The following is a 25086-nucleotide window of genomic DNA, read 5'->3' as shown; positions in this document are numbered from 1 at the left end:
CGCGGCGCCTCCCGGTTATGGAATTGCGATCACCGGTTATAGAACTTCCATCAGCCGTGTCTTCTCGCCAGGATCGTCGCGGCGCGAGATCGCCTCGGCCAGCGCCTCGAGCGTGGCGATGTTGTGTCCTGCCCGGAAGCTGTCGACATGCGGCAGCATCGCCCGGATGCCGGCGGCCTTGGGCGCGAAGCCGTCCCAGCGCAGCAGCGGGTTTAGCCAGATGAGATGCCGTGAAGACAGGTGCAGGCGCTCCATCTCGCGGCCCAGCGCGCCGGCATCGTCGCGGTCCAGCCCGTCGGTGATCAGCAGCACGACAGCGCCCTGCCCCATCACCCGGCGCGACCAATCGCGGTTGAAGTCGTGCAGGCATTGGCCGATGCGGGTGCCGCCCTCCCAATCCTGGGCCTGCGCGCCGGCGGCCTTCAGCGCCGCATCGACGTCGCGGGTGGCAAGGTGGCGGGTGATGTTGGTCAGGCGCGTGCCGAAGGTGAAGGCATGCACCTTGGCCCAGCCCGCGCCCTTCTCGTTCGCCACGGCGTGCAGGAAGTGCAGCACCATGCGCGAGTATTGCGACATCGACCCCGAGATGTCGCAAAGCACCACGAGGTTCGGCCAGCGCGGATGCGGGCGGGCGCGCGCCAGCGTGCGAAACTCGCCCCCCGTGCGCAGCGCCGCGCGGATCGTGCGCGCGTGGTCGATCCGTCGGCCGCGGGTGGAGGCCTGCGCGCGGCGGCTCTCGATCGGCTTCACCGGAAGGCGCAGGCGCGACAGCATCCGCTTGGCCTGCGCGATCTCGTCGGTGGACATCTGCTCGAAATCCAGGTTTCGCAGCCGCTCGTCGGCCGACATGGTCATCGAGGCGTCGACCTCGACCCTGGTCTCTTCCTCGCCCTCGTCCTCGCGTTCGGGCTCATCCGAGGCATGGTCGCCCAGCAGGGCCTGCGCGGCGCGCCTTTCCGCCGCCTGGGCGAGGCGTTCCTCCTGCACGCCGCGCACCGCCGGCAGCAGCATCGCCATCATGTGTTCCAGGAAGCGGGGATCGCGCCAGTAGAGGCGAAAGACCTGCGCGAAGACCACCCGGTGCTCGGGGCGGCTGACGAAGCAGGCGTGCAGCGTCCAGTAGAAATCGGTCCGGTCGGTGAAGCCCGCCGCCTCGACCGCGCGGATCGCGTCGAGCACGCGGCCGGTGCCGACCGGCAGGCCGGCGCGGCGCAGCGCGCGGGCGAAATGCACGATGTTCTGCGCCAGGCGCGGCGTCTCGGGCAGGTCGAGCGGGGCGTATTCAGGCATGGCGGTGCTCCGGCCGGCGGACCCTGGCTCAGGCCGCCGCGATGCTTGCTTTCGCCTCGTCGAGGAGGCGCTTGGCTTCCGAGCCCTGCAGCTTCTGGATGTCGTCCTGGTACTTGAGGACCGCGCCCAGCGTGTCCGCGATCACCTCGGGCGACAGTTCGACCACGTCGAGCGCCAGCAGGCATTTCGCCCAGTCGATGGTTTCGGCCACGCCTGGCTTCTTGAAGATGTCCTCGGTGCGCAGGCGCTGCACGAAGGCCACGACCTGTCGCGACAGGGTGGCGGGTAGTTCGGGCGCACGGGCCTGCAGGATCTCGACCTCGCGGTCGAAGGACGGATAGTCGACCCAGTGGTAGAGGCAACGGCGCTTGAGCGCGTCGTGCACCTCGCGCGTGCGGTTCGAGGTGACGATGACGATGGGTGGCTCGGCCGCCTTGATGGTGCCCAGTTCGGGGATCGTCACCTGGAAGTCCGACAGCGCTTCCAGCAGGAAGGCCTCGAACGGCTCGTCGGTGCGGTCGAGTTCGTCGATCAGCAGGATCGGCGCACCGCGATCCGAGCCGCGCATCGCCTGCAGCAGCGGGCGCTCGATCAGGAAGTCTGGACCGAACAGTTCCTCCTGAAGCGCCGCGCGGTCGGCGCCACCGCCGGCCTCGGCGGTGCGGATGGCGATCATCTGCGCGGCGAAGTTCCATTCGTAGACGGCGCTGGCGGCATCCAGCCCCTCGTAGCATTGCAGCCGGATCAGCGGGCGGTCGAGGCAGGCGGCGAGCGCCTTGGCGATCTCGGTCTTGCCGGTGCCGGCCTCGCCCTCCAGGAACAGCGGCCGGCCGAGGCGCAGCGACAGGAAGACCACGGTGGCCAGCGGCCGCGAGCAGACGTAGCCTGCCGTCGAAAGCCGGTCCTGCACCGCGTCGATGGAGTCGGGTATGGTCATGGCGCTTCTCCCTTCCCTCGGGATGCCCGTCCGCCGCGGACCGGTCAATAGCGACGACGGGCGCCCCCGCGCCACACCCCTGCCCGAATCTTCGGCTAACAGGGCGCCGGCCCGCTGCGCGGGACGACCTGACGACGGACCAGCCGGGGCAAGGCATGAGCATTGAGCGGGCGGCGCCGCGCGTGACCGCGGTGACCTGCATGAAGAACGAGGGGCCGTTCATCCTCGAATGGGTCGCGCATCACCGGGTGCTGGGCGTGACCGACTTCCTGGTCTACTCCAACGATTGCGACGACGGCACGGACCTGTTGCTTGACGCGCTGGCCGCGCAGGGCTGGCTGGTGCATCTGCCCAACCCCGCGCAGGGGCGCAACTACCAGATGGAGGCGCTGCGCGACGCGGCCCGGCAACCGGTCGTGACGCGCGCCGACTGGGTCTGGGTCGCGGACGTGGACGAGTTCCTGAACGTCCACGCGGGCGACCACAGCATCGCCGCGCTGGTCGCGGCCTGCCGCGACCCGCAGGCGATCTCGATCCCGTTCCAATTCTTCGCCAATGGCGGCGTGGTCGGGTTCGAGGACCGGCCCGTGACCGAACAGTTCGACCGCTGCCACAACCCCGACATCTGGTGCGACCAGACCGCGATCGAGGTCAAGACGCTGGTGCGCGCGGACTTCCCGCTGCAGTATTTCGGCGCGCATCGACCCTATTTCCGCAAGGGACAAGGCGCGCCGTCGGGTTGGACAGATGCCTCGGGTCGGGCGGTGCCGACGGCGTTCCGCGACGGGTCCGACAAGCGCCTGGCGCGCAAGCTTCCCGCGCGGGGGGCACGCCGCTTCGCCACGCTGAACCATTACCCACTGCGCTCGGCCGAGAGCTTCCTGGTCAAGATCGCGCGGGGCGACGTGAACCGCGCGGGCCGCGCCTTCGACGAGGGCTATTGGCGCGACCGTAACGACGAAGCCTGGGCCGACCGCTCGATCCTGCGCCACCGCGCGGCGACGGCCGCGATGGTCGACGACTTGCGCCGCGACGCCGCGGTGGCGCGCGCGCACGCGGCCTGCGTCGCCGCGCATCGCGACCGGATTGCGGCGCTGCTCGCCGATCCCGACACGGCCGCTTTCGCGCGCAACCTCGCCACCCTGCCGACGATCCCCGAGGCCGAGGCCGCGCTGGCCGCCGAGCTGGGGCTGGGATGACCGTCCGCCTCGTCAACCTGGGCCTTCCCAAGTCGGGCACCACCACGCTGGCGACCGCATTGGAAGCGGCCGGCTGGCGCGTGGCCGACCACAAGCTGCGGCACGGCGCCGGCCATCCCGCCCGGCTCGCCGGCACGTTCGTCGGCCGCCAGATCTACGACGGGTATTTCGAGACTGGCGATCCGCTGGCACGGCTCGACGGCTTCGACGCGCTGAGCGAGATCAGCGGGTTGAAGGGCGGGCGGTCGTTCTGGCCGCAATGCGACTACGCCGTGCTCAAGGCGATGCGGCTGGCGCGGCCCGGGCTGCTGTTCGTGGCCACGACGCGCCCGGCGGCCGACATCTCGGACAGCATGCGCCGCTGGCAGGGCCTGGGCGAGGAACGCCTTCCCGTCGGCGCGGTGCCCGGCCTTCCCGCGGGCTACGGCGCCACCCAGGCGCAACGCGTGCGCTGGATCGAGGGGCACTACGACATGCTGCGCGACATCTTCGGCGGCGATCCGCGGTTCGTCGAACTCGACGTGGCGGCGCCGGACGCGGCCGACCGGCTGTCCGCGCATCTCGGCATCGATCTGCCGTGGTGGGGCCGCGCCAACGTGAACCCGGTGCGGTCGTGACGCGCATCACACTCCATATCGGCCCAGACGCGGCGCTGGCCGCCCGGCTGGCGCAGGCGCTCGAGGCGCGGCGGGACGCGCTGGCCGCCCGGCACGTGCTGGTGCCGCGCAGCCTTGCCTCGATCGGGCCGAACGCGCTGGCGCTGGCCGCTGGCGACACCGGCGATCCCGAAACCGCGTCGCTGGAGCTGGACGACGCGGCCCGATCGCGGCTGCGGCGCCAGATCGCGGGCGCCCTGCGCGACGAGATCGCCGCCGCACGCCCGGACCGCGTGGTGATCTGCGCGGCGCGGCTGGCCGACCTGCTCCACCCGGGCGACATAGCCGCGCTGCGCGACATGCTGGCCCCGCTGGCCGATGCGGTCGAGATCGTGGCGCATGTGGACGACCCCGCCCGCCTATTCGCTGCGCGGTACGCGGCACAGGTGATGGCCGGGCGACAGGCCGATCCGCGGCAGGAACTTTCGCTTCTGTCGACGCCGGACCTGCGCGCGGCGCTGATCGCGGCCCGCCCCGTGGGTGACCCGCGCACCGGTGTCGTGCCGGTGATCGAGGGCGCGCCGGTGTGGCTGGACCTGCCCGGCCTCGCCCGTGTCTGGGCCGAGGTCTTCGGCGCGGTCCGCCTGCGCAGCGCTTCGGATGCCCCGATCTGGGGCGACGGGCTGGCCGAGGAGGTTCGCGCCACCTTCGCGCTGGACGCGGCCCCCGACCCCCTGCCGGCGGCGCGCCCGCCCGTCCTGCCCTCCGCCGCGTGGCTGTCGCGCGCGCGGCGGTTCAACGTGGCGCTGGCGCGGCTGTGTGCGCGCGAAGGCTATGCAGTGCCGATGGACCTGCGCCGGCGCCTTCTTGCCGAAATGTCGATCCCCGGCCCGCCCGTCGACTCCGGCAGCCTGCATGCCATGAGCGACCGTCTCGCACCGGACATGGCCGCGCTGAACCGCGCGCATGAGGGCATCGAGCCCGCGCACCTGGCGCCCGACCCACCCGCGCCCGGCTGGATCGAGGCCGACCCCGAACGCGGCTTTCGCGCGACGCAATACCTGCTGGCCTTCCGCCCGCTGATCGAGAAGGTCGCAAGCACGAGCGGGCCGCTGAACCTGTCGCCCGCGGCGCGGGCCGCCATGCCGATCACCGCGCGGCACAAGCTGGCCGCCCTGCGCGGCAGCGCCTTCGCCCCGCATGACGCCCTGCCGCCCCGCCCCGGCGCCACGCCCGTCTTTCCGCCCGCGCCGGCGCAAGGGACCGGCCGGACCATCGTCGCCTGCATGAAGAACGAGGCGCCGTACCTGCTGGAATGGCTGGCCTTCCACCGCGCGCTGGGGTTCGACGGCTTCCTGATCTACTCGAACGATTGCGAGGACGGCACCGACGCGATGCTCGACCGGCTGGACGCGATGGGCTTCGTGCAGCACCGCGACAATTCGGCCTGGCGCGGCAATTCTCCGCAGCAGCACGCGCTGGACCGCGCGATGGACGAACCGCTGGTGCGCGAGGCAGGCTGGGTCGCGCATATCGACGTGGACGAGTTCGTCAACATCCAGACCGGCGACGGCACGCTCGACGCGCTGATCCAGGCCGTGGGCGACGCCACGCACGTCGCCATGACCTGGCGCCTGTTCGGCCATGACGGGCAGCAGGCGATCGAGGCCGGCTTCGTCACCGACCGCTTCCTGCGCGCAGCACCGCGCCATCTGCCCAAGCCGCACACCGCCTGGGGCTTCAAGACCCTGGGGCGCAACACCGGCGCCTACGAGAAACTGTCGTGCCACCGGCCGAACAAGCTGCGCGCCGGCCACGAGGACCGCGTGCGCTGGGTCAACGGGTCGGGCGCGGCGCTGCCCGACCGTTTCGCCAGGCGCGGCTGGCGCAACGGGCGCGGCGAGGTCGGCTATGACCTGGTGCAGCTCAACCACTACGCGCTGCGCTCGGTGGATGCGTTCCTGGTCAAGCGCGCGCGCGGACGGGCGCTGCACGTGGATCGCAAGATCGGGCTGAACTACTGGCTGCGGATGGACTGGTCGGACGTGACGGACCGCTCGATCCTGCGCCACCGGCCGCGGCTGGCGGTGGAACATGCGCGCCTGATGGCAGATGCCGCGCTGTCCGCGCTGCACCGGGCCGGCCTAGACTGGCACCGCGCCAAGGCCGCGGCCTTGCGCGCCCACGCCGATTTCGCCGCGCTGCGCGAACAGGCGCTGGCGCTGACCCTCGCCCCGGACGAGCGCGCGGCCTGGGCGCTCGTGCTCGACACCGAGAGCTGAGCGATGACCCGCCGACGCGCGCCCCCTGCCCCCGTTCCCGTGGCCCCTTCGCCAAAGCGCCGCGCACCTCGCGCCTGGACGCCGCGAAACTCCACGGCTTTTACACAATTTGGCCCGATTGCGCGGCTAGAGTGGATGAACGGCCGGCCTCCGCGCGCCGGTGAAGGCAAGGAATTCGCGCATGCACGGCACCCTTGACGGCTTCCCGCCCGATCTGTCGCAGATGGCGCAGGCGGATTGGTGGAACGCCATGCGCGGGCTGGGCCGACGCTACGGGTTCGACGAGCCGCTGGGCCAGGACCATGCCGGGATCTTCGTCGAGCAGGGCGACACGCTGCTGGTCAGCTTCGAGACCGTGCCCGGCATCCGCGCCCTGTCGCCGACGCACACGCCGCTGGGCCTCGACATGCTGCGGCGCGCCGGATGGTCGTCGCTGGTCGCGCTGGCCTCGGCCGATACGTGGTTCCGCGACCAGCCGGTCTACGACTTCTTCGACCAGCTCACCGACGACGGGTTCTTCGACGATTTCGAGCGCGTGATCTTCTACGGCGCGGGGCCCTGCGGCTATGCCGCGGGGGCGTATTCGGTCGCCGCACCGGGCGCGCGGGTGCTGCTGCTGCAGCCGCAGGCCTCGCTCGACCCGCGCGTCGCCGACTGGGACGACCGCTTCGTCGAGCAGCGGCGGCGCGATTTCACCAGCCGCTACGGGTTCGCCCCCGACATGATCGACGGGACAATGGCGACGCACCTGCTGTTCGACCCGCGCGAGCGGCTGGACGCGATGCACGCGGCGCTGTTCGAGCGCCCCGGCGTGACCCGCCACCGGCTGCCGTTCATGGGCGGCGCGCTGCAGAGCGACCTGGCCGCGCTCGACCTGATCGCGCCCCTGCTCGAGGCGGTGGCCGAGGACCGGCTGGACACAGCGACCATGGCGCGGCTGTGGCGCGCGCGGCGCGATCACCCGCCCTACCTGCGCCGCCTTCTGGCGCGGCTCGACTCCGACGGCCGCGACGGGCTGACGCGCCTGCTGTGCCGCAACGTGACCCAGCGGATGCATGCGCCGCGGTTCCAGCGCCGGCTGGCGCAACTCGACGACGCCGGTGACGGATCCGACGGCCTGTGACGTCTGGCGCGGGCTGCGCGCGCATGCTACGGCCGCGCGCATGACACGCCTCACGATCCGCCGCCCCGACGACTGGCACCTGCATCTGCGCGACGGCGCCATGCTGCGGGCCGTCGCCCCCGAAAGCGCGCGCCATTTCGGCCGCGCCATCGTCATGCCCAATCTCGTCCCGCCGGTGGTGACCGGGGCGCAGGCCGCGGCCTACCGTGACCGCATTCGCGCCGCGCTGCCCGAGGGTGCGGATTTCACGCCGCTGATGACGCTCTACCTGACCGAGGACAGCGACCCGGCCGACGTGGTCGCCGCGCACCGCGACGATATCGTCACGGCGGTCAAGCTGTACCCGGCGGGGGCCACCACGAACTCGGCCTCGGGCGTGCGCGACTTCGACCGCGTGCGCGGCGTGCTCGAGGCGATGGCCGAGGCCGGCATACCGCTGTGCGTGCACGGCGAGGTAACCGATTCCGACATCGACATCTTCGACCGCGAGGCAGTGTTCATCGACCGCGTGCTGGACCCGATCCGCCGCGCCACGCCCGGCCTGCGCGTGGTGATGGAGCATATCACCACCTCGGACGCGGTGGCCTACGCGCGCGAGCAGGGCGACGATCTCGGCGCGACGATCACCACGCATCACCTGATCATCAACCGCAACGCGATCCTCGCGGGCGGCATCCGGCCGCATTACTACTGCCTGCCCGTGGCCAAGCGCGAATCCCACCGACTGGCCCTGCGCGAGGCCGCCACCAGCGGCGAGACGCGCTTTTTCCTGGGCACCGACAGCGCACCGCACGTCGACGCGGCCAAGGAAACCGGCTGCGGCTGCGCGGGCATCTTCACAGCGCCCAACACGATGTCGATCCTGGCCGAGGTTTTCGAGCAGGAAGACGCGCTCGACCGGCTGGAAGGCTTCGCCTCGCTCAACGGCCCGGGCTTCTACCGCCTGCCGCCGAACGAATCGACCATCACGCTGGAGCGCGGTGAGCCCGTCGCCTATCCTGCCCGGATCGAGACCGGGGACGGTCCGCTGACCGTTTTCGACCCGATGATGCCCCTGCACTGGCGCGTCTCGGCCGGCTAGGACCCGCGCGTCGGCGGGTTGTGGCCGATGCCCGACCCGAGCCGCCGTCCGCGGCCGCCGCGCGGCGTTGCGTTGTGCCCGGCGGGCCACGCGACTCGGCCCGACGGGCGCCGCGAACCACCAGATGTTGACGCGCTTGTGCCGTGCAGCGCAACATGGCGGCAGTCTGGCCGTCCACAGGGATATCCACAGACTTATCAGGGCTTGCCGGTTCCCGGTGCCCCGTCCTAGACCCTGACGCCTGATCCGGGGGCATGACATGAACGAGATCGCTACGATCAATCCGACCGGCGCGCAGATCGACGCGCCCGAGACGATGCCGCACTCCATCGAGGCCGAACAGCAGCTTCTGGGGGCGATCCTGACCAACAACGACATCTACGACCGGGTGTCGTCGATCATCGGGCCGCATCACTTCTACGACCCCGTGCACGCGCGCATCTACGAGATCGCCGCCGCGCGCATCGCCAAGAACAACCTCGCCTCGCCGGTGACGCTCAAGGCGTTCATGGAGGACGACGAGGGCCTGAAGGAACTGGGCGGCGCCGCCTACCTCGCCCGCCTTGCCGGCGCGGCGGTCAGCAGCTTCGCGGTGCGCGACTACGCGCAGATGATCTACGACCTCGCCGTGCGGCGCGACCTGATCCGGTTGGGGCGCGACATCTCGGCCAAGGCGGCGAAGGTCGCGGTCGATTCCGAACCGCGCGAGCAGATCGTCGAGGCGGAACAGGCGCTCTACAAGATCGCCGAGCAGGGCCAGGCGGAGTCGGGCTTCGTATCCTTCCTCAAGGCGGTTACGGACGCGGTGAACGTGGCCAACGCCGCCTACCAGCGCGAGGGCGGGCTTGCCGGCATCTCGACGGGCCTCATCGACATGGACCGCAAGCTGGGCGGGCTGCACAAGTCCGACCTTCTGATCCTCGCGGGCCGGCCCTCGATGGGCAAGACGTCGCTGGCCACCAACGTGGCGTTCAACATCGCCAAGGCCTACAAGCGCGGCATCCGCCACGACGGCACCGAAGGCACGATCGAGGGCGGTGTCGTGGGCTTCTACAGCCTCGAGATGAGCGCCGAGCAGCTGGCCGCGCGGATCCTGTCCGAGGCCGCCGAGGTGCCGTCCGAGCAGATCCGCAAGGGCGACATGACCGAGGCCGAGTTCCGTCGTTTCGTCGAAGCCGCGAAGTCGCTCGAGGCCTGCCCGCTCTACATCGACGACACGCCCGCGCTGCCGATCAGCCAGCTTGCCGCCCGCGCGCGGCGGCTGAAGCGGACGCATGGCCTCGACGTGCTGATGGTCGACTACCTGCAACTGGTCCGCCCCGCGACGGCCAAGGACAGCCGGGTGAATGAGGTCTCCGAGATCACGCAAGGCTTGAAGGCAATCGCCAAGGAACTGGACATCCCCGTGATCGCCCTGTCGCAGCTGTCGCGCCAGGTCGAAAGCCGCGAGGACAAACGCCCGCAGCTGTCGGACCTGCGGGAATCCGGCTCGATCGAGCAGGACGCCGACGTGGTGATGTTCGTGTACCGCGAGGAATACTACAAGGAACGCGAGAAGCCGGGCGAGCACGACCTCGAGAAGATGGCGATCTGGCAGGAGGAGATGGAGCGCCTGCACGGCAAGGCCGAGGTTGTCATCGGCAAGCAGCGCCACGGCCCGATCGGCACCGTCGAGTTGAGCTTCGAGGGCCGTTTCACGCGCTTCGGCAACCTCGTAAAACCCTGGCAGCAGGGCGGCGAGGACTTCTGAGTTTCCGGGCTGCGGGTCGGGGCGACGATGGATAGCGGCGCCCCGTACCGCGCAACTCTCCCGGGATAATCTTCGACAGAAGAAGAACGGGCGGCGCGAGTCAGGCCGCTGGCGCGTCCGGCAGCCGGATCGCCTCGCCGAATGCGGGTTTCGTGTCCCAGCCGTCGCGCGTGTCGCGGATCGCGCAGGCGGCCTTGATGCAGCCCGCATGGGTGACGATCAGCGCGCCCTCGGGCGATGCGGCCAGCGCCTCGCGGATGCGCGCTTCCAGCTGCGCCACGCTTTCGCCGCCATGGCCGGAATAGTTGCGGAAATCCTCGGCCCAGGCATCCAGCCCCGCGCGCGGGATCCTGTCCCAGGCCCTGCCCTCCCAGCCGCCGAAATCCATCTCGCGCCAGCGGGGATCGACCTGCGCGGGCAGGTCGAACAGCGCGCCCAGGTGTTCGGCCAGCAGGCGGCAGCGCGACAGCGGCGACGTCAGAATGCGCGCGGGACGGGGCAGATCGCGCACGATGGCCGCGGCCTCTTCGGCGAATGTGGCGGCCAGCGCCAGTTCGGTCATCCCGTAGCAGACTCCACGCGCCACGTCCGGCTTGGTGTGGCGCAGCAGAGTCAGAGCCATGCGACGAGCCCGAGGTAGAAGCCGATCTCGGCCAGTTGCTGAATGCCGCCGAGGCAATCGCCGGTATGGCCACCCAGCTTCGCACGACAGAGCCGACGGAACGCCCAGGCTGGAGCCGCGGCACAGACGAGCCCCGCCAGCACCGCCGGTCCGAGGCCGGCGGCCGTCGCCAGCAGCACGGCGCCGAGCGTGATCATCGCGATCGCCTGCTCGCCGGGCGACACGCCGGGCGCGGGAAACTTCGCGGCGGCCTCGCCGGTCCGGGCATAGGTCGTCGTCGCGATGACCCACACCGCGGCGCCGCGCCCCAGCGCATGGGCGGCGACCAGCGCCAGGCACGCCGCCCCCAAAGGCAGCGCCGCCAGCGCCGCGACCTTGAGCGCCAGCGCCACGCCCAGCGCCAACGCGCCGTAGGTGCCGATGCGCGAATCCCGCATGATCTCGAGCGCGCGCTCGCGCGTGGCGCCGCCCACCAGCCCGTCGGCGGCGTCGGCCAAGCCGTCCTCGTGCATGGCGCCGGTGGCGATCAGGGTCGCCGCCAGCGACATCAGCACCGCCAGCGGCGTCGGCCAGGCTTGCGCCGAAAGCGCCAGCACCGCAGCGCCGAGGATGCCGACCACCACGCCCACCGCCGGGTAGTAGCGCACGGCCCGCCTCTGCGCGTCGGCGCACCAGTCGAGGTCTCGCGGCACCGGAAGCCGTGTCAGGAACTGCAGCGCGAGCAGGAACAGCCGCCATTGCGCGGCGATGCGCCTCGTTCTTCCGCCGCCCGCCTCGCTCTTGTCCACCTGCCGCCCCCCGGGTGCCGCGATCGGATGCGGTCTAGCCGCAGGCCCGCGCGCGTTCAAGCGCCGGACCCTGCGCGGATTTCACCTTGACCCGCATGTGCAGCATGGCAAAGAGGCGGCATGGCTCAGGCACGACTTTCCATCGACCTCGACGCGCTCTGCGCCAACTGGCAGGCGCTTGCGGCCCAAAGCACGGCCGAGGCCGCCGCCGTGGTCAAGGCCGACGCCTACGGGCTGGGCGTCGACCGCGTGGCGCCGGCGCTTGCCAGGCACGGCGCGCGGCATTTCTTCGTCGCCCTGGCCGAGGAGGGCGCGCAGCTGCGCCGCATCCTGGGCGACGGCCCCGAGATCCACGTCTTCGGCGGCCACATGGCGGGCGACGCGGGACTGATCCGCGACGCGGCGCTGGTGCCGATGCTCAACTCGCTCGACCAGATGCTGCGCCATGCCGAGGCGCTTCCGGGCGCGCCCTTCGGCATCCAGCTCGACAGCGGCATGAACCGGCTGGGAATGGAGCCTGCCGAATGGGCCGCGCTGCGCGAGGTCGCGCTGCCGCTGGGGCCGCGGCTGATCATGAGCCACCTCGCCTGCGCGGACGAACCACGTCACCCGATGAACGCGCAGCAACTGCGCGCCTTCGCCGAGATGACGCAAGGCGTGGACGCGCCGCGCTCGCTGGCGGCGACCGGCGGCATCCTGCTGGGGCCGGACTATCATTTCGAGCTGACGCGTCCGGGGATCGGGCTCTATGGCGGCCTGCCCTTTGTCGACGCCCTCCCGGTCGTCACGCTGGACATCCCGGTGATCCAGGTGCGCGACGTCGCCCCGGGCGAAACCGTGGGCTACGGCAACACCTGGACGGCATCCCGGCCCTCGCGGATCGCGACGATCTCGGGCGGCTATGCGGACGGCATCCACCGCATCATGGGCCCGCAGGCCAGCGTCCGCGCCGGCGAGACGCCCTGCCCCGTGGTCGGCCGCGTCTCGATGGATCTGATCGGCATCGACGTGACCGATGTGCCCGAAGAGCCCGACACGGTCGAGTTGCTGGGCCTGCACCAATCGGTCGACACGCTGGCGGGCTGGGCCGGCACCATCGGCTACGAGATCCTGACCTCGCTGGGCCGGCGCTACGACCGGCAGTATATCGGCGGATGAGCGAGCGGGACTCCTTGACGCGCGCGCTGTCGCCGCTGGGCGCGCTGGGCCGCCCCGTGCTGGGCGCGCTGGCGGCGGTGGGGCGCGTGACGCTGTTCGCGCTGAACGCCCTGTGGCGCGCGCTGCGGCCGCCCTTCTACCCGCGCGAATACGCGCTGGCGATGCTGCATGTCGGCTGGCTGTCGCTGCCGGTGGTGGGCCTGACCGCGCTGTTCACCGGCGGGGCGCTGGCGCTACAGATCTATTCGGGCGGTGCGCGCTTCAACGCGGAATCCGTGGTGCCGCAGATCGTCGCCATCGGCATGGTGCGCGAACTGGGCCCGGTCCTGGTGGGCCTGATGATCGCCGCGCGGGTGACCTCGAGCATCGCGGCCGAGATCGCCACCATGAAGGTGACCGAGCAGATCGACGCGCTGACCACCCTGTCCACCGACCCGATGCGTTACCTCGTGGCGCCGCGCGTGGTCTCGGCGCTGGTCGCGGTGCCGCTGCTGGTGGCAGTGGGCGACGTGATCGGCATCGCCGGAGGATACGCCGTCGCGACCGGCAATCTGGACTTCAACCCGGCGACATACCTCAACAACACCGCCGATTTCCTGCAATGGCGCGACGTGGTGTCGTCGCTGGCCAAGGGCTGCGCCTTCGGCGGGCTGGCGGCGCTGATGGGGTGCTATTTCGGCATGAACTCGGGCCGCGGCGCGCAGGGCGTTGGCCGCGCCACCAAGGGCTCGGTCGAAGCGGCGGCAGTGCTGATCCTGGCCGCGAACTTTCTGCTGACGGGGGCGTTCTTCTCGGTATGAGACGGAGTGACATCTGGTCTTTCGAACGGAATCCGTACGGTTCAGCCCCGACCCTGGGCCGCCGTGACACAGGCGTTTCTCGCATGAATGGGGCACTTTGCGCATGATCGCTTTGTCCGGCGTCACGAAGGCCTTCGACGACAACCGCGTTCTTCAGGGCGTCGATCTGGCGGTGGAGACCGGCCGCTCGATGGTGATCATCGGCGGTTCGGGTACCGGAAAGTCGGTTCTGCTCAAATGCATCCTCGGGCTGGTCAGGCCCGACGGGGGCACCATCGCGCTTGACGGTCAGGACGTGGCCCGCGCCGACCGCGACGCGTTTCTGGCGCGTTTCGGCATGCTGTTCCAGGGCGCTGCGCTGTTCGACAGCCTGCCGGTCTGGCAGAACGTCGCGTTCCGCCTGTTGCGCGGCAGCCTTGCCCGCCCGCGCGACGAGGCGCGCGCCATCGCCATCGAGAAGCTGCGGCGCGTGGGCCTTGGCGCCGACGTGGCCGACAAGTTCCCGGCCGAGCTCTCGGGCGGCATGCAGAAGCGCGTGGGCCTGGCCCGCGCCATCGCCGCCGAGCCCGAGATCATCTTCTTCGACGAACCGACCACCGGGCTCGACCCGATCATGGCCGGCGTCATCAACGACCTGATCCGCGAGATCGTCACCGAGATGGGTGCCACAGCCATGACCATCACCCACGACATGAGCAGCGTGCGCGCCATCGCCGACGAGGTCGCCATGCTGCATGCCGGCCGCATCCAGTGGACCGGACCGGTCGCCGATCTGGACCACAGCGGCGATCCTTACGTCGACCAGTTCGTCACCGGGCGCGCCACCGGCCCGATCGAGGCGGTACGATGAACTTCCTGCCCGATCCCGATCCGGTGGTGCTGGCGTTCTTCTTCATCCGGAAGTTCGTCTATCTCGAGGTGCTGGCGGTGCTGGCGCTGCTGCGCGTCGTCGTTGGCAGCGGTCTGTCGCGCTGGCCGGCGGTGGTGGCGCTGGCCCTGTGCCTGGGCGGGATCCTCACGACCTTCGCGCCGGCGCTGGGGCTGACCGAGTCGCCGCTCTACACCTGGTCGGCGCGGGCGATGGCCGGAGGCGGCGGAATGGCGGTGCTGCTGCTGCCCTCGGTGCTGATGGCGATCTCGGCGCTGCTGCCGGGCGCGCGGTGGAGATGGATCGACCTCGTGCATGCCGCGATGCTGGCGGGGCTGCTGGGCCTGTGGTGGTGGACGTCCTGAGCGCGCGCGCGTAACGAGGGCCATCATGGCGAAACCCGTTCTCAACTTCATCTGCCAATCCTGCGGTGCGGCCTATTCCAAGTGGTCCGGCCGCTGCGACGCCTGCGGCCAGTGGAACACCATCCACGAGGAAAAGCTGCTGAGCCAGGGTCCCGGCGCCAAGGCGCTGAAGACCCGCGGCCGCGCGGTGCCCCTGTCCGACCTGTCTTCGAAAGAGCCGCCGCCGCCGCGCACCGCGTCCGGCATGGCCGAGCTCGACCGCGTGCTGGGCGGCGGGCTGGTGCCGGCCTCGGCCATCCTGGTGGGCGGCGATCCGGGCATCGGCAAGTCGACGCTGTTGCTGCAGGCGGCGGCCAGCTTCGCCAATGCCGGGCTCAAGGTCATCTACGTCTCGGGCGAGGAAGCATCCGCGCAGGTGCGCCTGCGCGCGCAGCGGTTGGGGCTGGAACAGGCGGCGGTAAAGCTTGCCGCCGAGACGGCCCTGCGCGACATCCTGACGACGCTGGACGAGGAACGCCCCGACCTGGTGATCGTGGATTCGATCCAGACCATGTGGGCCGACACCGTGGACAGCGCGCCCGGCAGCGTGGGCCAGGTCCGCGCCGCCGCGCACGAGCTGACGCGCTTCGCCAAGACGCGCGGCGCGGCCGTCGTCATGGTCGGCCACGTCACCAAGGACGGCCAGATCGCCGGCCCCCGCGTGGTCGAACACATGGTCGACACGGTGCTTTATTTCGAGGGCGAGCGCGGCCACCAGTTCCGCATCCTGCGCAGCGTCAAGAACCGCTTCGGCCCCGCCGACGAGATCGGCGTCTTCGAGATGACCGGCGCGGGCCTCGCGCAGGTCGCCAACCCCTCGGCGCTGTTCCTGTCCGAGCGCGGCAGCCCCGCCCCCGGCTCGGCCGTCTTCGCCGGGATCGAGGGCACGCGCCCGGTGCTGATCGAGTTCCAGGCGCTGGTCGCCCCCGCCCCCGCCGGACAGGCCCGCCGGTCGGTCGTGGGCTGGGACGGTGGGCGGCTGGCGATGATCCTCGCCGTGCTCGAATCGCGCTGCGGCATCCCTTTCGCCGGGCTCGACGTCTATCTCAATGTCGCGGGCGGCATGAAGATCAGCGAACCGGCGGCGGACCTCGCCGTGGCCGCCGCGCTGCTTTCTGCGCGCGAGGACGCGGCGCTTCCGGCGGAAACGGTGGTTTTCGGCGAAATCAGCCTGTCCGGCGCGCTGCGCCCCGTCGGCCAGATGGAAAATCGGTTGAAAGAGGCGGGAAAACTTGGTTTCTCCTCGGCGATCCTGCCGCGCGGCGGCAAGGCGGGCGATGCCGGGGGGCTGGCGTTGCAGCCGATGGGCGACCTGACGACCTTCGTCGGCGACGTCTTCGGCGCGGGTTAGCGGACACGGGTATCGGGCAAGACGGAAAGGTTCGGGGCGTATGGAAGGTTTCACGATCATCGACGGCGTGGTCGCGCTGATCATCGTCGTCTCGGCGCTGCTGGCCTATTCGCGCGGCGTCGTGCGCGAGATCATGGCCATCGCCGGCTGGATCGTCGCGGCGATCGTCGCCTTCCTGTTCGCCGCCCAAGTCCAGCCCCTGATGGCCGAGATCCCGGTGATCGGAGGCTTTCTCGCCGACAGTTGCGAATTGTCGGTGATCGCCGCCTTCGCGGCGGTCTTCACGCTGGCGCTGGTGATCGTGTCGCTGTTCACGCCGCTGTTCTCGTCGCTGGTGCAGCGCTCGGCGCTGAGCGGCGTCGACCAGGGGCTGGGCTTCCTGTTCGGCGTGGCGCGCGGCGTGCTGCTGATCACGGTCGGCTTCTTCGTCTACGCCACGGTGGTCACCTCGCAGGGCATCGCGATGGTCAACGATTCCCGCTCGGCGGCGATCTTCTCGCAGCTCAACGACCAGGTCGAGAACCAGAACCCCGAACGCGCGCTGGGCTGGATCACCGCCCAGTACGAGGATCTCGTCGGCGTCTGCGACGCCGGCTGAGCGGGCAGCGATCGGGCACTGGCCGACCGGGGCGAGCAGCGTCGCGCAAACACGTTATAGTTTCGTGACACATGGCGCCCGAGTCTCTATGAGGGCCGCACGCACCCTTCTGGAATCGGAGCCGCTGCCCTTGGCCGATTGTCCCCTGCCCCCCGCCCATCCCTTCGACTACGATGCGATCCTCGACGACGGCGACACGCTGCACGAGGAATGCGGCGTCTTCGGCGTCGTGGGCGTTGCGGATGCCGCGAACTTCGTCGCCCTCGGCCTGCACGCGCTTCAGCATCGCGGGCAGGAAGCCGGCGGCATCGTCACCCACGATGACGAGCTGGGCTTCAACTCGGCCCGCCGCTTCGGCTACGTGCGCGACAACTTCACCTCGTCCGCGGTGATGGAGACGCTGCCCGGCCCGATCGGCATCGGCCACGTGCGCTACTCCACCGCCGGCTCGAAGGGTCCGACGCAGATCCGCGACGTGCAGCCTTTCTTCGGCGAATTCAGCATGGGCGGCGCCGCGATCGCGCATAACGGCAACATCACCAACGCCGACGCCCTGCGCCGCGAGCTGATCGAGCGCGGCTCGATCTTCCAGTCCAGCAGCGACAGCGAATGCATCATCCACCTGATGGCCCGCAGCCTTCAGCGCGACATCCCCGCGCGGATGGAAGACGCCCTGCGCCGCGTCGAGGGCGCGTTTTCGGTCGTCGCCATGACCCGCACCAAGCTGATCGGCGTGCGCGACCCACTGGGCGTGCGCCCGCTGGTGCTGGGCAAGCTGGGCGACGGCTGGGTGCTGTCGTCCGAAACCTGCGCGCTGGACATCATCGGCGCCGACTACGTCCGCGAGGTCGAGCCGGGCGAGATGGTGGTGATCACCGCCGACGGCGGTCTCGAAAGCCAGCGGCCCTTCCGTCCGCAATCCTCGCGCTTCTGCATCTTCGAGCACGTCTATTTCTCGCGCCCCGACAGCATCATCGGCGGCCGCTCGGTCTATGAGACCCGCCGCCAGATCGGCGTGGAGCTGGCGCGCGAGGCCCCGGTCGAGGCCGACCTCGTCTGCCCGGTGCCCGACAGCGGCACGCCGGCGGCAATCGGCTACGCGCACGAATCCGGCATTCCCTACGGCATGGGAATCATCCGCAACCAGTATGTCGGCCGCACCTTCATCGAACCGACCGAGCAGATCCGCAACATGGGCGTGCGGCTGAAGCTGAACGTCAACCGTGCACTGATCCGCGGCAAGCGCGTGATCCTGGTCGACGATTCGGTGGTGCGGGGCACCACCTCACGCAAGATCAAGGAGATGATCCTCGATGCCGGCGCGGCCGAGGTGCATTTCCGCATCGCGTCTCCCCCCACCGCCTGGCCGTGCTTCTACGGCGTCGACACGCCCAAGCGCGAGAAGCTGCTGGCCGCGACCATGTCCGAGGAAGAGATGCGCCAGCACCTAGGCGTCGATTCCCTGCGTTTCGTGTCGCTGGATGGGCTTTACCGCGCCGTGGGCGAGGCATCGGGCCGCAGCGCGTCCTGCCCGCAATATTGCGACGCCTGCTTCTCGGGCGAGTACCCGGTCGAGCCGGCCGACATGATCGAGAAGGGCTTCCGGCTGAAGGCTGCCGAATAGGCGGTCCGGCGCCGATGACGCGGGGTCATGAGAAGCCCCGCTTCCCATGCGTCGCCTCATTGGTTAGCTCACGTGGCGATCCGCGGGCCAGGGCCCGCGACTCACGGGATCGGCGGGCTTTGCCCCGCCCGTCTCCAAAGCGGCGGATCTAATTCCGCCCCTTTCAAGACCGGCCACCAAGGCCCGCCCTGCCAGAGCACCGCGGCGATGATCGCCGCGCGCCCGTCCATACAAGGCTTGTGAGACTGCCATGCTCGAGCGTTCGCTCCGCCCGTTCCTGCGCCCCGACACCCTGTCGCGCCGCGCCGAATACCGCTCCGAACCCACCGTCAACGATACCGTCGGCCGGAATGCCACGACGCAGGTGGAGATCGACACCAAGGGCCCGATCCTGCTGGGCCTCGTCGGCACCGAAGAGGCGCTGAGCGCCCTGATCCGCCTGCCCGACGGCACCATCGAGCGCGTCGGCGCCGGCGACACGCTGGGCGAGCGCGACACCGTGGTCGGCATCGACTCCGACGGCGTCGTGGTGACCCGCGGGCCCTTCACGAACCGCCTGCGGCTGCTCTGACCGCGCGGCGAGTTCGCGCGCCGGCTTGACCTTTCATCGCGCGCCCCGCATGACGCGGGCATGACGCAGATTGCCCTCATCACCGGCGCCTCGCGCGGCCTTGGTTTCGCCTTGGCCGAGGCGCTTTCCCCCGCCTGGCACGTGATGGCCGTGGGCCGCACGGTCGGCGCGCTGGAAGAGCTCGACGACCGCATCAAGGCGAAAGGCGGCGCCGCCACGCTGGCGCCGCTGGACATCACCGATCCGGGCGCGATGGCGCATATGTGCCGCTCCATCCACGACCGCTGGGGCGCGCTGGGGCTTTGGATCCACACGGCCGTGCACGCCTCGCCGATGACGCCGACGCCGCAGATCGACGCCAAGGACTGGGAAAAGGCGCGCAAGACCAACATCGACGCGGTGGCGGTGCTGATCCCCTACGTGGCGCCGCTGTTGGGCACGTCGGGCCGCGCGGTGTTCTTCGACGATCCCCGCGGCGGCGAGAAGTTCATGGGCCCCTACGGCGCTACCAAGGCCGCACAGGTCGCACTGGCGCGGTCCTGGCAGGCCGAGAGCGTGAAGACCGGCCCGCGCGTCGACGTCGTTCAGCCGCAGCCGATGGCCACCGCCACCCGCGCTCGGTTCTTCCCCGGCGAGGATCGCGCGACCCTCGCCGCGGCCCCGGACGAGGCTCGGCGCATCCTGGGCGAACTCGGCCTCGGCTGACCCGAACGCGCGGTTGATCCCCTCGCGCCACGTGCGGGCCCGACCCCGGTCGCTGCGGGACTCCTCGCGGATATTCTCGGACCGAAGAAACTGCCCGTGGGCCGCCTTGCCCGGCGCGCATCCTTGGCCTATGCACACCGCAACCGACAGGGGGTTCCATGCGCATTCTCGTCACCAATGACGACGGCATCAACGCGCCCGGCCTGCGCGTTCTCGAGGCCATCGCGGCCGAGCTGGCGGGCGAGGACGGCACGGTTTGGACCGTCGCGCCCGCCTTCGAGCAGTCGGGCGTGGGGCACAAGATTTCCTACACCCACCCGACGATGATCGCGCAGATGGGCCCGCGCCGCTGGGCGGCCGAGGGCAGCCCGGCCGATTGCGTGCTGGCCGGCGTGCACGAGATGATGAAGGACACGACCCCCGACCTGGTGCTGTCGGGCGTGAACCGGGGCAACAACTCGGCCGAGAACGCGCTGTATTCCGGCACGCTGGGCGGCGCCATGGAAGGCGCCCTGCAGGGCCTGCCGGCGATCGCGCTGTCGCAGTATTACGGCCCCGGGAACAGGCAGGCCGACGATCCGTTCGAGGCCGCGGCGGTGCATGGCGCCGCCACGATCCGCCGCATCCTGGCCGCCGATCCGCCGGCGCAGGAGGGCTACCGCCTGTTCTACAACGTGAATTTCCCGCCCGTCCCGGCCGCCGAAGTGCGCGGCGTGCGCGCGGTGGCGCAGGGCGTCCGCCCCGGCACGGGCTTCTCGGTCGAACCGCACCTGTCACCGGCCGGGCGCACCTTCCTGTGGGTGCGCGGCGGCGACCAGAGCATCCCCACCGCGCCCGACACCGACGCGGCGGCCAACCTCGACGGCTGGATCTCGGTCACGCCGATGCGCGCCGACCTGACCTGCCACGACGCGCTGTCGCGGATGAAAGACGCCTTCGCATGAGCTTCGACGCCCAGGCCAAGATGCAGCTTCTGTTCGCGCTGCGCTCGAAGGGCGTGACCGATCGCGCGGTGCTGCAGGCGATGGAGAAGACCGACCGCGGCGCCTACGTGCAGGGTTATTTCGCCGACCGCGCCTACGAGGACATGCCGCTGCCCATCGCCTGCGGGCAGACGATCAGCCAGCCTTCGGTGGTGGGGCTGATGACCCAGGCGCTGCAGATCGCGCCGCGCCACAAGGTGCTCGAGGTGGGGACCGGCTCGGGCTATCAGGCGGCGATCCTGTCGCACCTCGCGCGGCGGGTCTACACGATCGACCGCCATGCCCGGCTGGTGCGCGCCGCCCGCGCCACCTTCGAGGCGCAGGGCCTGGCCAACATCACCGCCTTCGCCGCCGACGGCAGCCACGGATTGCCGGAGCAGGCGCCGTTCGACCGCATCCTCGTGACCGCCGCGGCCGAGGATCCGCCAGGCCCGCTCTTGGCGCAGTTGAAGATTGGCGGTATCATGGTGCTGCCCGTGGGCCAGTCGGACACGGTGCAAAGCCTGATCCGTGTCACCCGAGACGAGTCCGGGTTTCATTACGAGGAAATGCGTCCCGTGCGCTTCGTGCCGCTGGTCGAGGGGCTGGGACAGGAATGAGGGACCGTTCGCGCGGGACCGCCACACGACGCCCCGGCACAAGGGGCGCGCAACGAGGACGAGACAGCGCATGAGCCAACCGATCTTCCTTCGCCCGCTCGCCGCCTGCGCCGTGCTGGCGCTTCTGGGCGCCTGCTCGGACCCGCTTGACCTCGACGTGCGGGGCGAGATGGGCGGCACGGTCGACACCACCGACGCCACCCGGAGCGCCGCCGCGTCCAGGCCTGCCGCGGATGACCGCGGGATCGTGTCGTACCCGACCTACCAGGTGGCCATCGCGCGCCGCGGCGACACGCTGGCCTCGCTGGCCGAGCGGGTTGGCGTGCCCGCCGACGAACTGGGCCGCTACAACGGCATCCGGCCCGTCGACCCGCTCCGCCAGGGCGAGATCGTCGCCCTGCCGCGCCGCGTGGGCACGACCGGAGGCACCGCCACCGGGCCGATCGCCGCGCCCGGCGCCGTCGACGTCACCACGCTGGCCGCGGGCGCGATCGAAAGCGCGCCGGCGTCGACCGGTGCACCGCGCCCCGCGCAGTCCACCGGAACCGAGCCGATCCGCCATCGCGTGCAGCGCGGCGAGACCGCCTTCACCGTGGCGCGGCTCTACGGCATCACGCCCCGCGCGCTGGCCGAGATGAACGCGCTCGACGAGCAGTACACCCTGCGCGAGGGACAGGTCCTTCTGGTGCCGGCGACGAACCGCGCCACGCAGACCGCCGCGATAGCGCCCGCGACCACCGCGCCCGGCACGGGCTCTCCGACGCCTGTGCCGCCGTCGGCCAGCAAGCCGCTGCCGCCCGCCGACCCCAAGCCCGCCGCGGCGCCCGCCCCGAAACCCAGCGAACCTGTCGCCGATATCGGCCAGGCCGAGGCCAGCTCGGGCAATGCCCGGATGCGCATGCCGGTCGAGGGCAGCATCATCCGCGAATACGCCAAGGGCCGGAACGAGGGCATCGACATCGGCGTGCCCGCCGGAACCCCGGTCCGCGCCGCCGCGTCGGGCCAGGTCGCCGCGATCACACGCAACACCGAAGACGTGACGATCGTCGTGATCCGCCACCCCGACGAGGTGCTGTCGATCTACACCCATATCGAGGACCTGAAGGTGGTGAAGGGCGACGCGGTCAGCGCCGGGCAGACGATCGGCCAGGTGAAGGCCGGGGATCCGTCCTTCCTGCATTTCGAGGTGCGCAAGGGCTTCGACAGCGTCGATCCGATGACGTATCTGCGCTGACGCGCGGGCCATACGCAGACAGGCTCCGGCGCGAGCTACGGCGCCGCCGGAGCAGATTGCGCTTCGGTCCGGCGATTGCTGCCTAGCCCATGCGACGCGTGGCACCTGACGCCCGCCTCTGCTGCGCGCAAGGCGGCTCTATCCCGGCTACGTGGAAGCCTCCCAAAGGCACTTCCGGATAGAAAGAACAGGATGGCTCCGGTTGCCGCGGGGCCGGAAAGGCCGCCCCCTGCGCCGCGTCAGGAATCCGCGATCTCGAGCCCCTTGCGGCCGGCGATGTCGGTGAAGAACTGCCACGCCACACGGCCCGACCGGCCGCCGCGGGTGGCCTGCCACTCGATCGCCTCGGCGCGCAGGGTGTCGGGGTCGACCGACAGCCCGAAGGCCGCGCAGTAGGACCGCACCATCGCCAGGTATTCGTCCTGCGAGCACGGGTGGAACCCTAGCCAAAGCCCGAACCGGTCCGAAAGCGAGATCTTCTCCTCGGCGGCCTCGCTCGGGCTGATGGCCGAGGATTTCTCGTTCTCGATCATGTCGCGCGGCATCAGGTGGCGGCGGTTCGACGTCGCGTAGAAGATCACGTTGTCGGGCCGCCCCTCGATCCCGCCGTCCAGCACCGCCTTGAGGCTCTTGTAATGCTCGTCGTCGTGGCCGAAGGACAGGTCGTCGCACAGCAGCAGGAAGCGCGCCGCCTCCGCCCGGCGCAGCTGCGCCAGCAGGCGACCGACGCTGGGCAGGTCCTCGCGCAGCAGCTCGACCAGGACCAGATCGTGCCCCTCGTCGCGGACGGTCGCGTGCACCGCCTTGACCAGGCTCGACTTGCCCATGCCCCGCGCGCCCCACAGCAGCGCGTTGTTCGCCGGCAGGCCGCGCGCGAACTGCCGCGTGTTGGTCAGCAGCGTCTCACGCGTGCGGTCGATGCCGATCAGCAGCTCCAGGTCGACGCGGTTCACCTTCTCGACCGGGTCCAGCCGGTCCGGCTCGACGTGCCAGACGAAAGCCTCGGCCGCGCCGAAATCGGGTGCCCTTACCGGCGGCGGCGCCATGCGTTCCAGCGCCGCCGCGATGCGGGCAAGCTCATCGCCCATCGGGGTTTGCGGAACCGTCGTCGAGCGGATCGTCTTCGTCATCGTCATCCTCGAACCAAAGCCCTTGGGCGCGCAGATCGGCCTCGCGCTTGGCATCCACCCGTGCCACGAGGAAGATGGATACTTCGTAAAGCCCGTAGACCACCACGAACAGGATCAGCTGCGTGGTGACGTCCGGCGGGGTGACCAGTGCGGCCAGCACCAGGATGCCGACCATCGCGTACTTGCGCACCTTGCGCAGCCCCGCGGCCGAGACCAGCCCCGCCTTGCCCATCAGCGTCAGCAGAACCGGAAGCTGGAAGCACAGCCCGAAGGCCATGATGAACTTCAGCGTGATGTCGAGGCTTTCGTTCACCTTGCCGAAGAAGGTGATCTGCACGCCCTCGCGCGTCTCGGGCACCACGGCCACGCCGGCCTCGTCCACCGGAACGTCGACGCCGGTCAGGTCGCCCGCGCGCGCCAGCAGGTCGGTCATCAACGACGGGAAATCCGCGAAGCCCAGGAAGAACGCCATCGCCAGCGGCGTCACGATGAAATGCGCGAAGGCCGCGCCGGCGAAGAACATGAACGGCGAGGCGATCAGGAAGGGCAGGAATGCGCCCTTCTCCGACCGGTAAAGCCCCGGCGCCACGAAGCGCCACAGCTGGTGCGAGATCACCGGGAAGGCCAGCGCGAAGCCGAACACCATCGAGATGCGGAACAGCGTGAACAGGTATTCCTGCGGACTGGTATACTGCATCGTGGGCGACGGATCGCCCAGCGCGCGCAGCGTGTCCTCGATCGGGCCCAGCAGGAACTGCAGGATCGGCTGCGCCACGGTGAAGGCCACCACGATGCCGATGATGAAGGCGATCACGCAGCGGATCAGCCGCGTGCGCAACTCGGCCAGGTGCTCGATCAGCGGGGCTGCGCTGTCCTCGAGATCGTCGGGTGACGCGCTCATGTCTCGTCCTTCTTGGGCGCGGCTTCGGCCGCGGCGTCACTGCCGCCGCGCGACGCGGTCTCGAGCTCTTCCGCCTTGCGCATCGCCTCGTCGGCCTCGCGCTTCTTGCGCTCGGCGGCCGCGCGGGCCGAGCTTGCCTCGATCTTGCGCTTGGCGGCCTCGCGTTCGGCCGACAGCGGCTCCTTCTTTTTCCCGGACTTCGACTCTGGGTCGAACGAACTCAGGTCGCGCGCGGCGTCCTTGACGCCGTCCATCGCGCTGCCCACCGGGTTGGTCGCGCTCTTGAACGTCTTGGCCACGTCGCGCACGCCGCTTTCGTCGGCCGCGTCGTTCATCGCGCGGCTGAATTCGCGGGCCATGCCGCGCGCCTTGCCCATGAACCGTCCGACGTTGCGGAACAGGTGGGGCAGGTCCTTGGGTCCGACCACGATCAGCGCGACGACGCCGATGACCAGCATTTCGGACCAGCCGAGGTCGAGCATGATTTAGACC

General features: G+C 70.4%; 25 protein-coding genes. 18 read left to right on the top strand and 7 right to left on the bottom strand.

The annotated features are described in order from the left end of the window. Nucleotides 1–36: 36 nt before the first annotated feature. Nucleotides 37–1290: a vWA domain-containing protein gene (locus BLW27_RS03695; protein ID WP_089879380.1), complete on the bottom strand. Its 1254-nt coding sequence runs from the start codon at nt 1288–1290 to the stop codon at nt 37–39. 28 nt (nt 1291–1318) lie between these two features. After that, a complete protein-coding gene (locus BLW27_RS03690; RefSeq protein WP_089879377.1) occupies nt 1319–2227 on the bottom strand; it encodes an AAA family ATPase in 909 nt (302 codons plus the stop codon). A 155-nt stretch (nt 2228–2382) separates the two neighbouring features. Between BLW27_RS03690 and BLW27_RS03685 the strand changes: the two genes are divergently transcribed. The 6 genes from BLW27_RS03685 to BLW27_RS03660 all read left to right on the top strand — a co-directional run bounded on the left by BLW27_RS03685 (nt 2383) and on the right by BLW27_RS03660 (nt 10258). Continuing rightward, nucleotides 2383–3426, top strand: coding sequence for a glycosyltransferase family 2 protein (locus BLW27_RS03685; RefSeq protein ID WP_245710761.1), 1044 nt, complete (start codon nt 2383–2385; stop codon nt 3424–3426). Further along, nucleotides 3423–4043 carry a sulfotransferase family protein gene (locus BLW27_RS03680; RefSeq protein ID WP_089879372.1) on the top strand — a complete coding sequence of 207 codons (621 nt, stop codon included), beginning with the start codon at nt 3423–3425 and terminating at the stop codon, nt 4041–4043. Before BLW27_RS03685 ends, BLW27_RS03680 begins: the two co-directional genes overlap by 4 nt. Beyond that, nucleotides 4040–6304 carry a glycosyltransferase family 2 protein gene (locus BLW27_RS03675; RefSeq protein ID WP_089879370.1) on the top strand — a complete coding sequence of 755 codons (2265 nt, stop codon included), beginning with the start codon at nt 4040–4042 and terminating at the stop codon, nt 6302–6304. Before BLW27_RS03680 ends, BLW27_RS03675 begins: the two co-directional genes overlap by 4 nt. Nucleotides 6305–6485: 181 nt before the next feature. Beyond that, nucleotides 6486–7427: a phosphoadenosine phosphosulfate reductase gene (locus BLW27_RS03670; RefSeq protein WP_245710760.1), complete on the top strand. Its 942-nt coding sequence runs from the start codon at nt 6486–6488 to the stop codon at nt 7425–7427. Between the two features lie 40 nt (nt 7428–7467). Beyond that, nucleotides 7468–8508, top strand: coding sequence for a dihydroorotase (pyrC, locus tag BLW27_RS03665; RefSeq protein ID WP_089879760.1), 1041 nt, complete (start codon nt 7468–7470; stop codon nt 8506–8508). Nucleotides 8509–8767: 259 nt separating this feature from the next. Continuing rightward, nucleotides 8768–10258 (top strand): replicative DNA helicase, encoded by a 1491-nt coding sequence (locus BLW27_RS03660; RefSeq protein WP_089879366.1) that lies wholly within the window; start codon nt 8768–8770, stop codon nt 10256–10258. 100 nt (nt 10259–10358) lie between these two features. Here the strand turns inward: BLW27_RS03660 and BLW27_RS03655 are convergent, their stop codons facing one another. Next, nucleotides 10359–10880 (bottom strand): histidine phosphatase family protein, encoded by a 522-nt coding sequence (locus tag BLW27_RS03655; protein WP_089879363.1) that lies wholly within the window; start codon nt 10878–10880, stop codon nt 10359–10361. Then, nucleotides 10871–11668 carry an adenosylcobinamide-GDP ribazoletransferase gene (gene cobS, locus BLW27_RS03650; protein ID WP_218141081.1) on the bottom strand — a complete coding sequence of 266 codons (798 nt, stop codon included), beginning with the start codon at nt 11666–11668 and terminating at the stop codon, nt 10871–10873. Before cobS ends, BLW27_RS03655 begins: the two co-directional genes overlap by 10 nt. Before the next feature lie 120 nt (nt 11669–11788). Here cobS and alr point away from each other — a divergent pair, with 120 nt between their 5' ends. From alr to BLW27_RS03590, 12 genes are all read left to right on the top strand, one after another. Beyond that, the gene (gene alr / locus BLW27_RS03645) at nt 11789–12826 is read left to right on the top strand and encodes an alanine racemase (protein ID WP_089879360.1); all 1038 of its coding nucleotides are present in this window, start codon (nt 11789–11791) and stop codon (nt 12824–12826) included. Beyond that, nucleotides 12823–13626 (top strand): MlaE family ABC transporter permease, encoded by an 804-nt coding sequence (locus BLW27_RS03640; RefSeq protein ID WP_089879358.1) that lies wholly within the window; start codon nt 12823–12825, stop codon nt 13624–13626. The genes alr and BLW27_RS03640 overlap by 4 nt, the downstream gene beginning before the upstream one ends. A 103-nt stretch (nt 13627–13729) precedes the next feature. Continuing rightward, a complete protein-coding gene (locus BLW27_RS03635) occupies nt 13730–14476 on the top strand; it encodes an ABC transporter ATP-binding protein (protein ID WP_089879355.1) in 747 nt (248 codons plus the stop codon). Then, the gene (locus tag BLW27_RS03630) at nt 14473–14859 is read left to right on the top strand and encodes a hypothetical protein (protein WP_089879353.1); all 387 of its coding nucleotides are present in this window, start codon (nt 14473–14475) and stop codon (nt 14857–14859) included. Before BLW27_RS03635 ends, BLW27_RS03630 begins: the two co-directional genes overlap by 4 nt. A gap of 25 nt (nt 14860–14884) precedes the next feature. Next, nucleotides 14885–16249, top strand: a complete 1365-nt coding sequence (gene radA, locus BLW27_RS03625; RefSeq protein WP_089879350.1) for a DNA repair protein RadA — start codon at nt 14885–14887, stop codon at nt 16247–16249. A gap of 40 nt (nt 16250–16289) precedes the next feature. Beyond that, on the top strand, nt 16290–16847 hold the full coding sequence (locus BLW27_RS03620) for a CvpA family protein (protein WP_089879347.1): 558 nt from the start codon (nt 16290–16292) through the stop codon (nt 16845–16847). 88 nt (nt 16848–16935) lie between these two features. Next, complete coding sequence (gene purF / locus BLW27_RS03615; protein ID WP_245710759.1) at nt 16936–18471, top strand: amidophosphoribosyltransferase; 1536 nt, start codon at nt 16936–16938, stop codon at nt 18469–18471. 250 nt (nt 18472–18721) lie between these two features. Further along, entirely contained in the window at nt 18722–19042 is a 321-nt protein-coding gene (locus BLW27_RS03610) for a hypothetical protein (protein ID WP_089879344.1), read from the top strand. Nucleotides 19043–19102: 60 nt separating this feature from the next. Continuing rightward, nucleotides 19103–19747: an SDR family NAD(P)-dependent oxidoreductase gene (locus BLW27_RS03605; RefSeq protein WP_089879341.1), complete on the top strand. Its 645-nt coding sequence runs from the start codon at nt 19103–19105 to the stop codon at nt 19745–19747. 158 nt (nt 19748–19905) lie between these two features. Then, nucleotides 19906–20691: a 5'/3'-nucleotidase SurE gene (gene surE / locus BLW27_RS03600; RefSeq protein WP_089879339.1), complete on the top strand. Its 786-nt coding sequence runs from the start codon at nt 19906–19908 to the stop codon at nt 20689–20691. Further along, entirely contained in the window at nt 20688–21329 is a 642-nt protein-coding gene (locus BLW27_RS03595; protein WP_089879336.1) for a protein-L-isoaspartate(D-aspartate) O-methyltransferase, read from the top strand. The genes surE and BLW27_RS03595 overlap by 4 nt, the downstream gene beginning before the upstream one ends. 70 nt (nt 21330–21399) lie before the next feature. Continuing rightward, complete coding sequence (locus BLW27_RS03590; protein ID WP_089879333.1) at nt 21400–22563, top strand: LysM peptidoglycan-binding domain-containing M23 family metallopeptidase; 1164 nt, start codon at nt 21400–21402, stop codon at nt 22561–22563. Nucleotides 22564–22802: 239 nt separating this feature from the next. Here the strand turns inward: BLW27_RS03590 and BLW27_RS03585 are convergent, their stop codons facing one another. The 3 genes from BLW27_RS03585 to tatB are packed head-to-tail and all read right to left on the bottom strand — an operon-like array spanning nt 22803 to nt 25076. Beyond that, nucleotides 22803–23651, bottom strand: coding sequence for an ATP-binding protein (locus BLW27_RS03585; protein ID WP_089879330.1), 849 nt, complete (start codon nt 23649–23651; stop codon nt 22803–22805). Further along, complete coding sequence (gene tatC / locus BLW27_RS03580) at nt 23641–24594, bottom strand: twin-arginine translocase subunit TatC (RefSeq protein WP_089879328.1); 954 nt, start codon at nt 24592–24594, stop codon at nt 23641–23643. Before tatC ends, BLW27_RS03585 begins: the two co-directional genes overlap by 11 nt. Then, nucleotides 24591–25076 carry a Sec-independent protein translocase protein TatB gene (gene tatB / locus BLW27_RS03575; RefSeq protein WP_089879327.1) on the bottom strand — a complete coding sequence of 162 codons (486 nt, stop codon included), beginning with the start codon at nt 25074–25076 and terminating at the stop codon, nt 24591–24593. Before tatB ends, tatC begins: the two co-directional genes overlap by 4 nt. Nucleotides 25077–25086: the final 10 nt, after the last annotated feature.

The organism is Citreimonas salinaria, from assembly GCF_900107235.1.
Lineage (GTDB): Bacteria > Pseudomonadota > Alphaproteobacteria > Rhodobacterales > Rhodobacteraceae > Citreimonas > Citreimonas salinaria.
The sequence above is the reverse complement of the archived record's forward strand: the minus strand, read 5'-3'. Positions and strand labels throughout refer to the sequence as shown.

Bases quoted from the DNA above. Each gene is read 5' to 3' on its own strand.
- BLW27_RS03695 (WP_089879380.1), bottom strand. From the start codon at position 1,290: ATGCCTGAATACGCCCCGCTCGACCTGCCCGAGACGCCGCGCCTGGCG.
- BLW27_RS03690 (WP_089879377.1), bottom strand. From the start codon at position 2,227: ATGACCATACCCGACTCCATCGACGCGGTGCAGGACCGGCTTTCGACG.
- BLW27_RS03685 (WP_245710761.1), top strand. From the start codon at position 2,383: ATGAGCATTGAGCGGGCGGCGCCGCGCGTGACCGCGGTGACCTGCATG.
- BLW27_RS03680 (WP_089879372.1), top strand. From the start codon at position 3,423: ATGACCGTCCGCCTCGTCAACCTGGGCCTTCCCAAGTCGGGCACCACC.
- BLW27_RS03670 (WP_245710760.1), top strand. From the start codon at position 6,486: ATGCACGGCACCCTTGACGGCTTCCCGCCCGATCTGTCGCAGATGGCG.
- pyrC (WP_089879760.1), top strand. From the start codon at position 7,468: ATGACACGCCTCACGATCCGCCGCCCCGACGACTGGCACCTGCATCTG.
- BLW27_RS03660 (WP_089879366.1), top strand. From the start codon at position 8,768: ATGAACGAGATCGCTACGATCAATCCGACCGGCGCGCAGATCGACGCG.
- BLW27_RS03655 (WP_089879363.1), bottom strand. From the start codon at position 10,880: ATGGCTCTGACTCTGCTGCGCCACACCAAGCCGGACGTGGCGCGTGGA.
- alr (WP_089879360.1), top strand. From the start codon at position 11,789: ATGGCTCAGGCACGACTTTCCATCGACCTCGACGCGCTCTGCGCCAAC.
- BLW27_RS03640 (WP_089879358.1), top strand. From the start codon at position 12,823: ATGAGCGAGCGGGACTCCTTGACGCGCGCGCTGTCGCCGCTGGGCGCG.
- BLW27_RS03635 (WP_089879355.1), top strand. From the start codon at position 13,730: ATGATCGCTTTGTCCGGCGTCACGAAGGCCTTCGACGACAACCGCGTT.
- BLW27_RS03630 (WP_089879353.1), top strand. From the start codon at position 14,473: ATGAACTTCCTGCCCGATCCCGATCCGGTGGTGCTGGCGTTCTTCTTC.
- radA (WP_089879350.1), top strand. From the start codon at position 14,885: ATGGCGAAACCCGTTCTCAACTTCATCTGCCAATCCTGCGGTGCGGCC.
- BLW27_RS03620 (WP_089879347.1), top strand. From the start codon at position 16,290: ATGGAAGGTTTCACGATCATCGACGGCGTGGTCGCGCTGATCATCGTC.
- purF (WP_245710759.1), top strand. From the start codon at position 16,936: ATGAGGGCCGCACGCACCCTTCTGGAATCGGAGCCGCTGCCCTTGGCC.
- BLW27_RS03610 (WP_089879344.1), top strand. From the start codon at position 18,722: ATGCTCGAGCGTTCGCTCCGCCCGTTCCTGCGCCCCGACACCCTGTCG.
- BLW27_RS03605 (WP_089879341.1), top strand. From the start codon at position 19,103: ATGACGCAGATTGCCCTCATCACCGGCGCCTCGCGCGGCCTTGGTTTC.
- surE (WP_089879339.1), top strand. From the start codon at position 19,906: ATGCGCATTCTCGTCACCAATGACGACGGCATCAACGCGCCCGGCCTG.
- BLW27_RS03595 (WP_089879336.1), top strand. From the start codon at position 20,688: ATGAGCTTCGACGCCCAGGCCAAGATGCAGCTTCTGTTCGCGCTGCGC.
- BLW27_RS03590 (WP_089879333.1), top strand. From the start codon at position 21,400: ATGAGCCAACCGATCTTCCTTCGCCCGCTCGCCGCCTGCGCCGTGCTG.
- BLW27_RS03585 (WP_089879330.1), bottom strand. From the start codon at position 23,651: ATGGGCGATGAGCTTGCCCGCATCGCGGCGGCGCTGGAACGCATGGCG.
- tatC (WP_089879328.1), bottom strand. From the start codon at position 24,594: ATGAGCGCGTCACCCGACGATCTCGAGGACAGCGCAGCCCCGCTGATC.
- tatB (WP_089879327.1), bottom strand. From the start codon at position 25,076: ATGCTCGACCTCGGCTGGTCCGAAATGCTGGTCATCGGCGTCGTCGCG.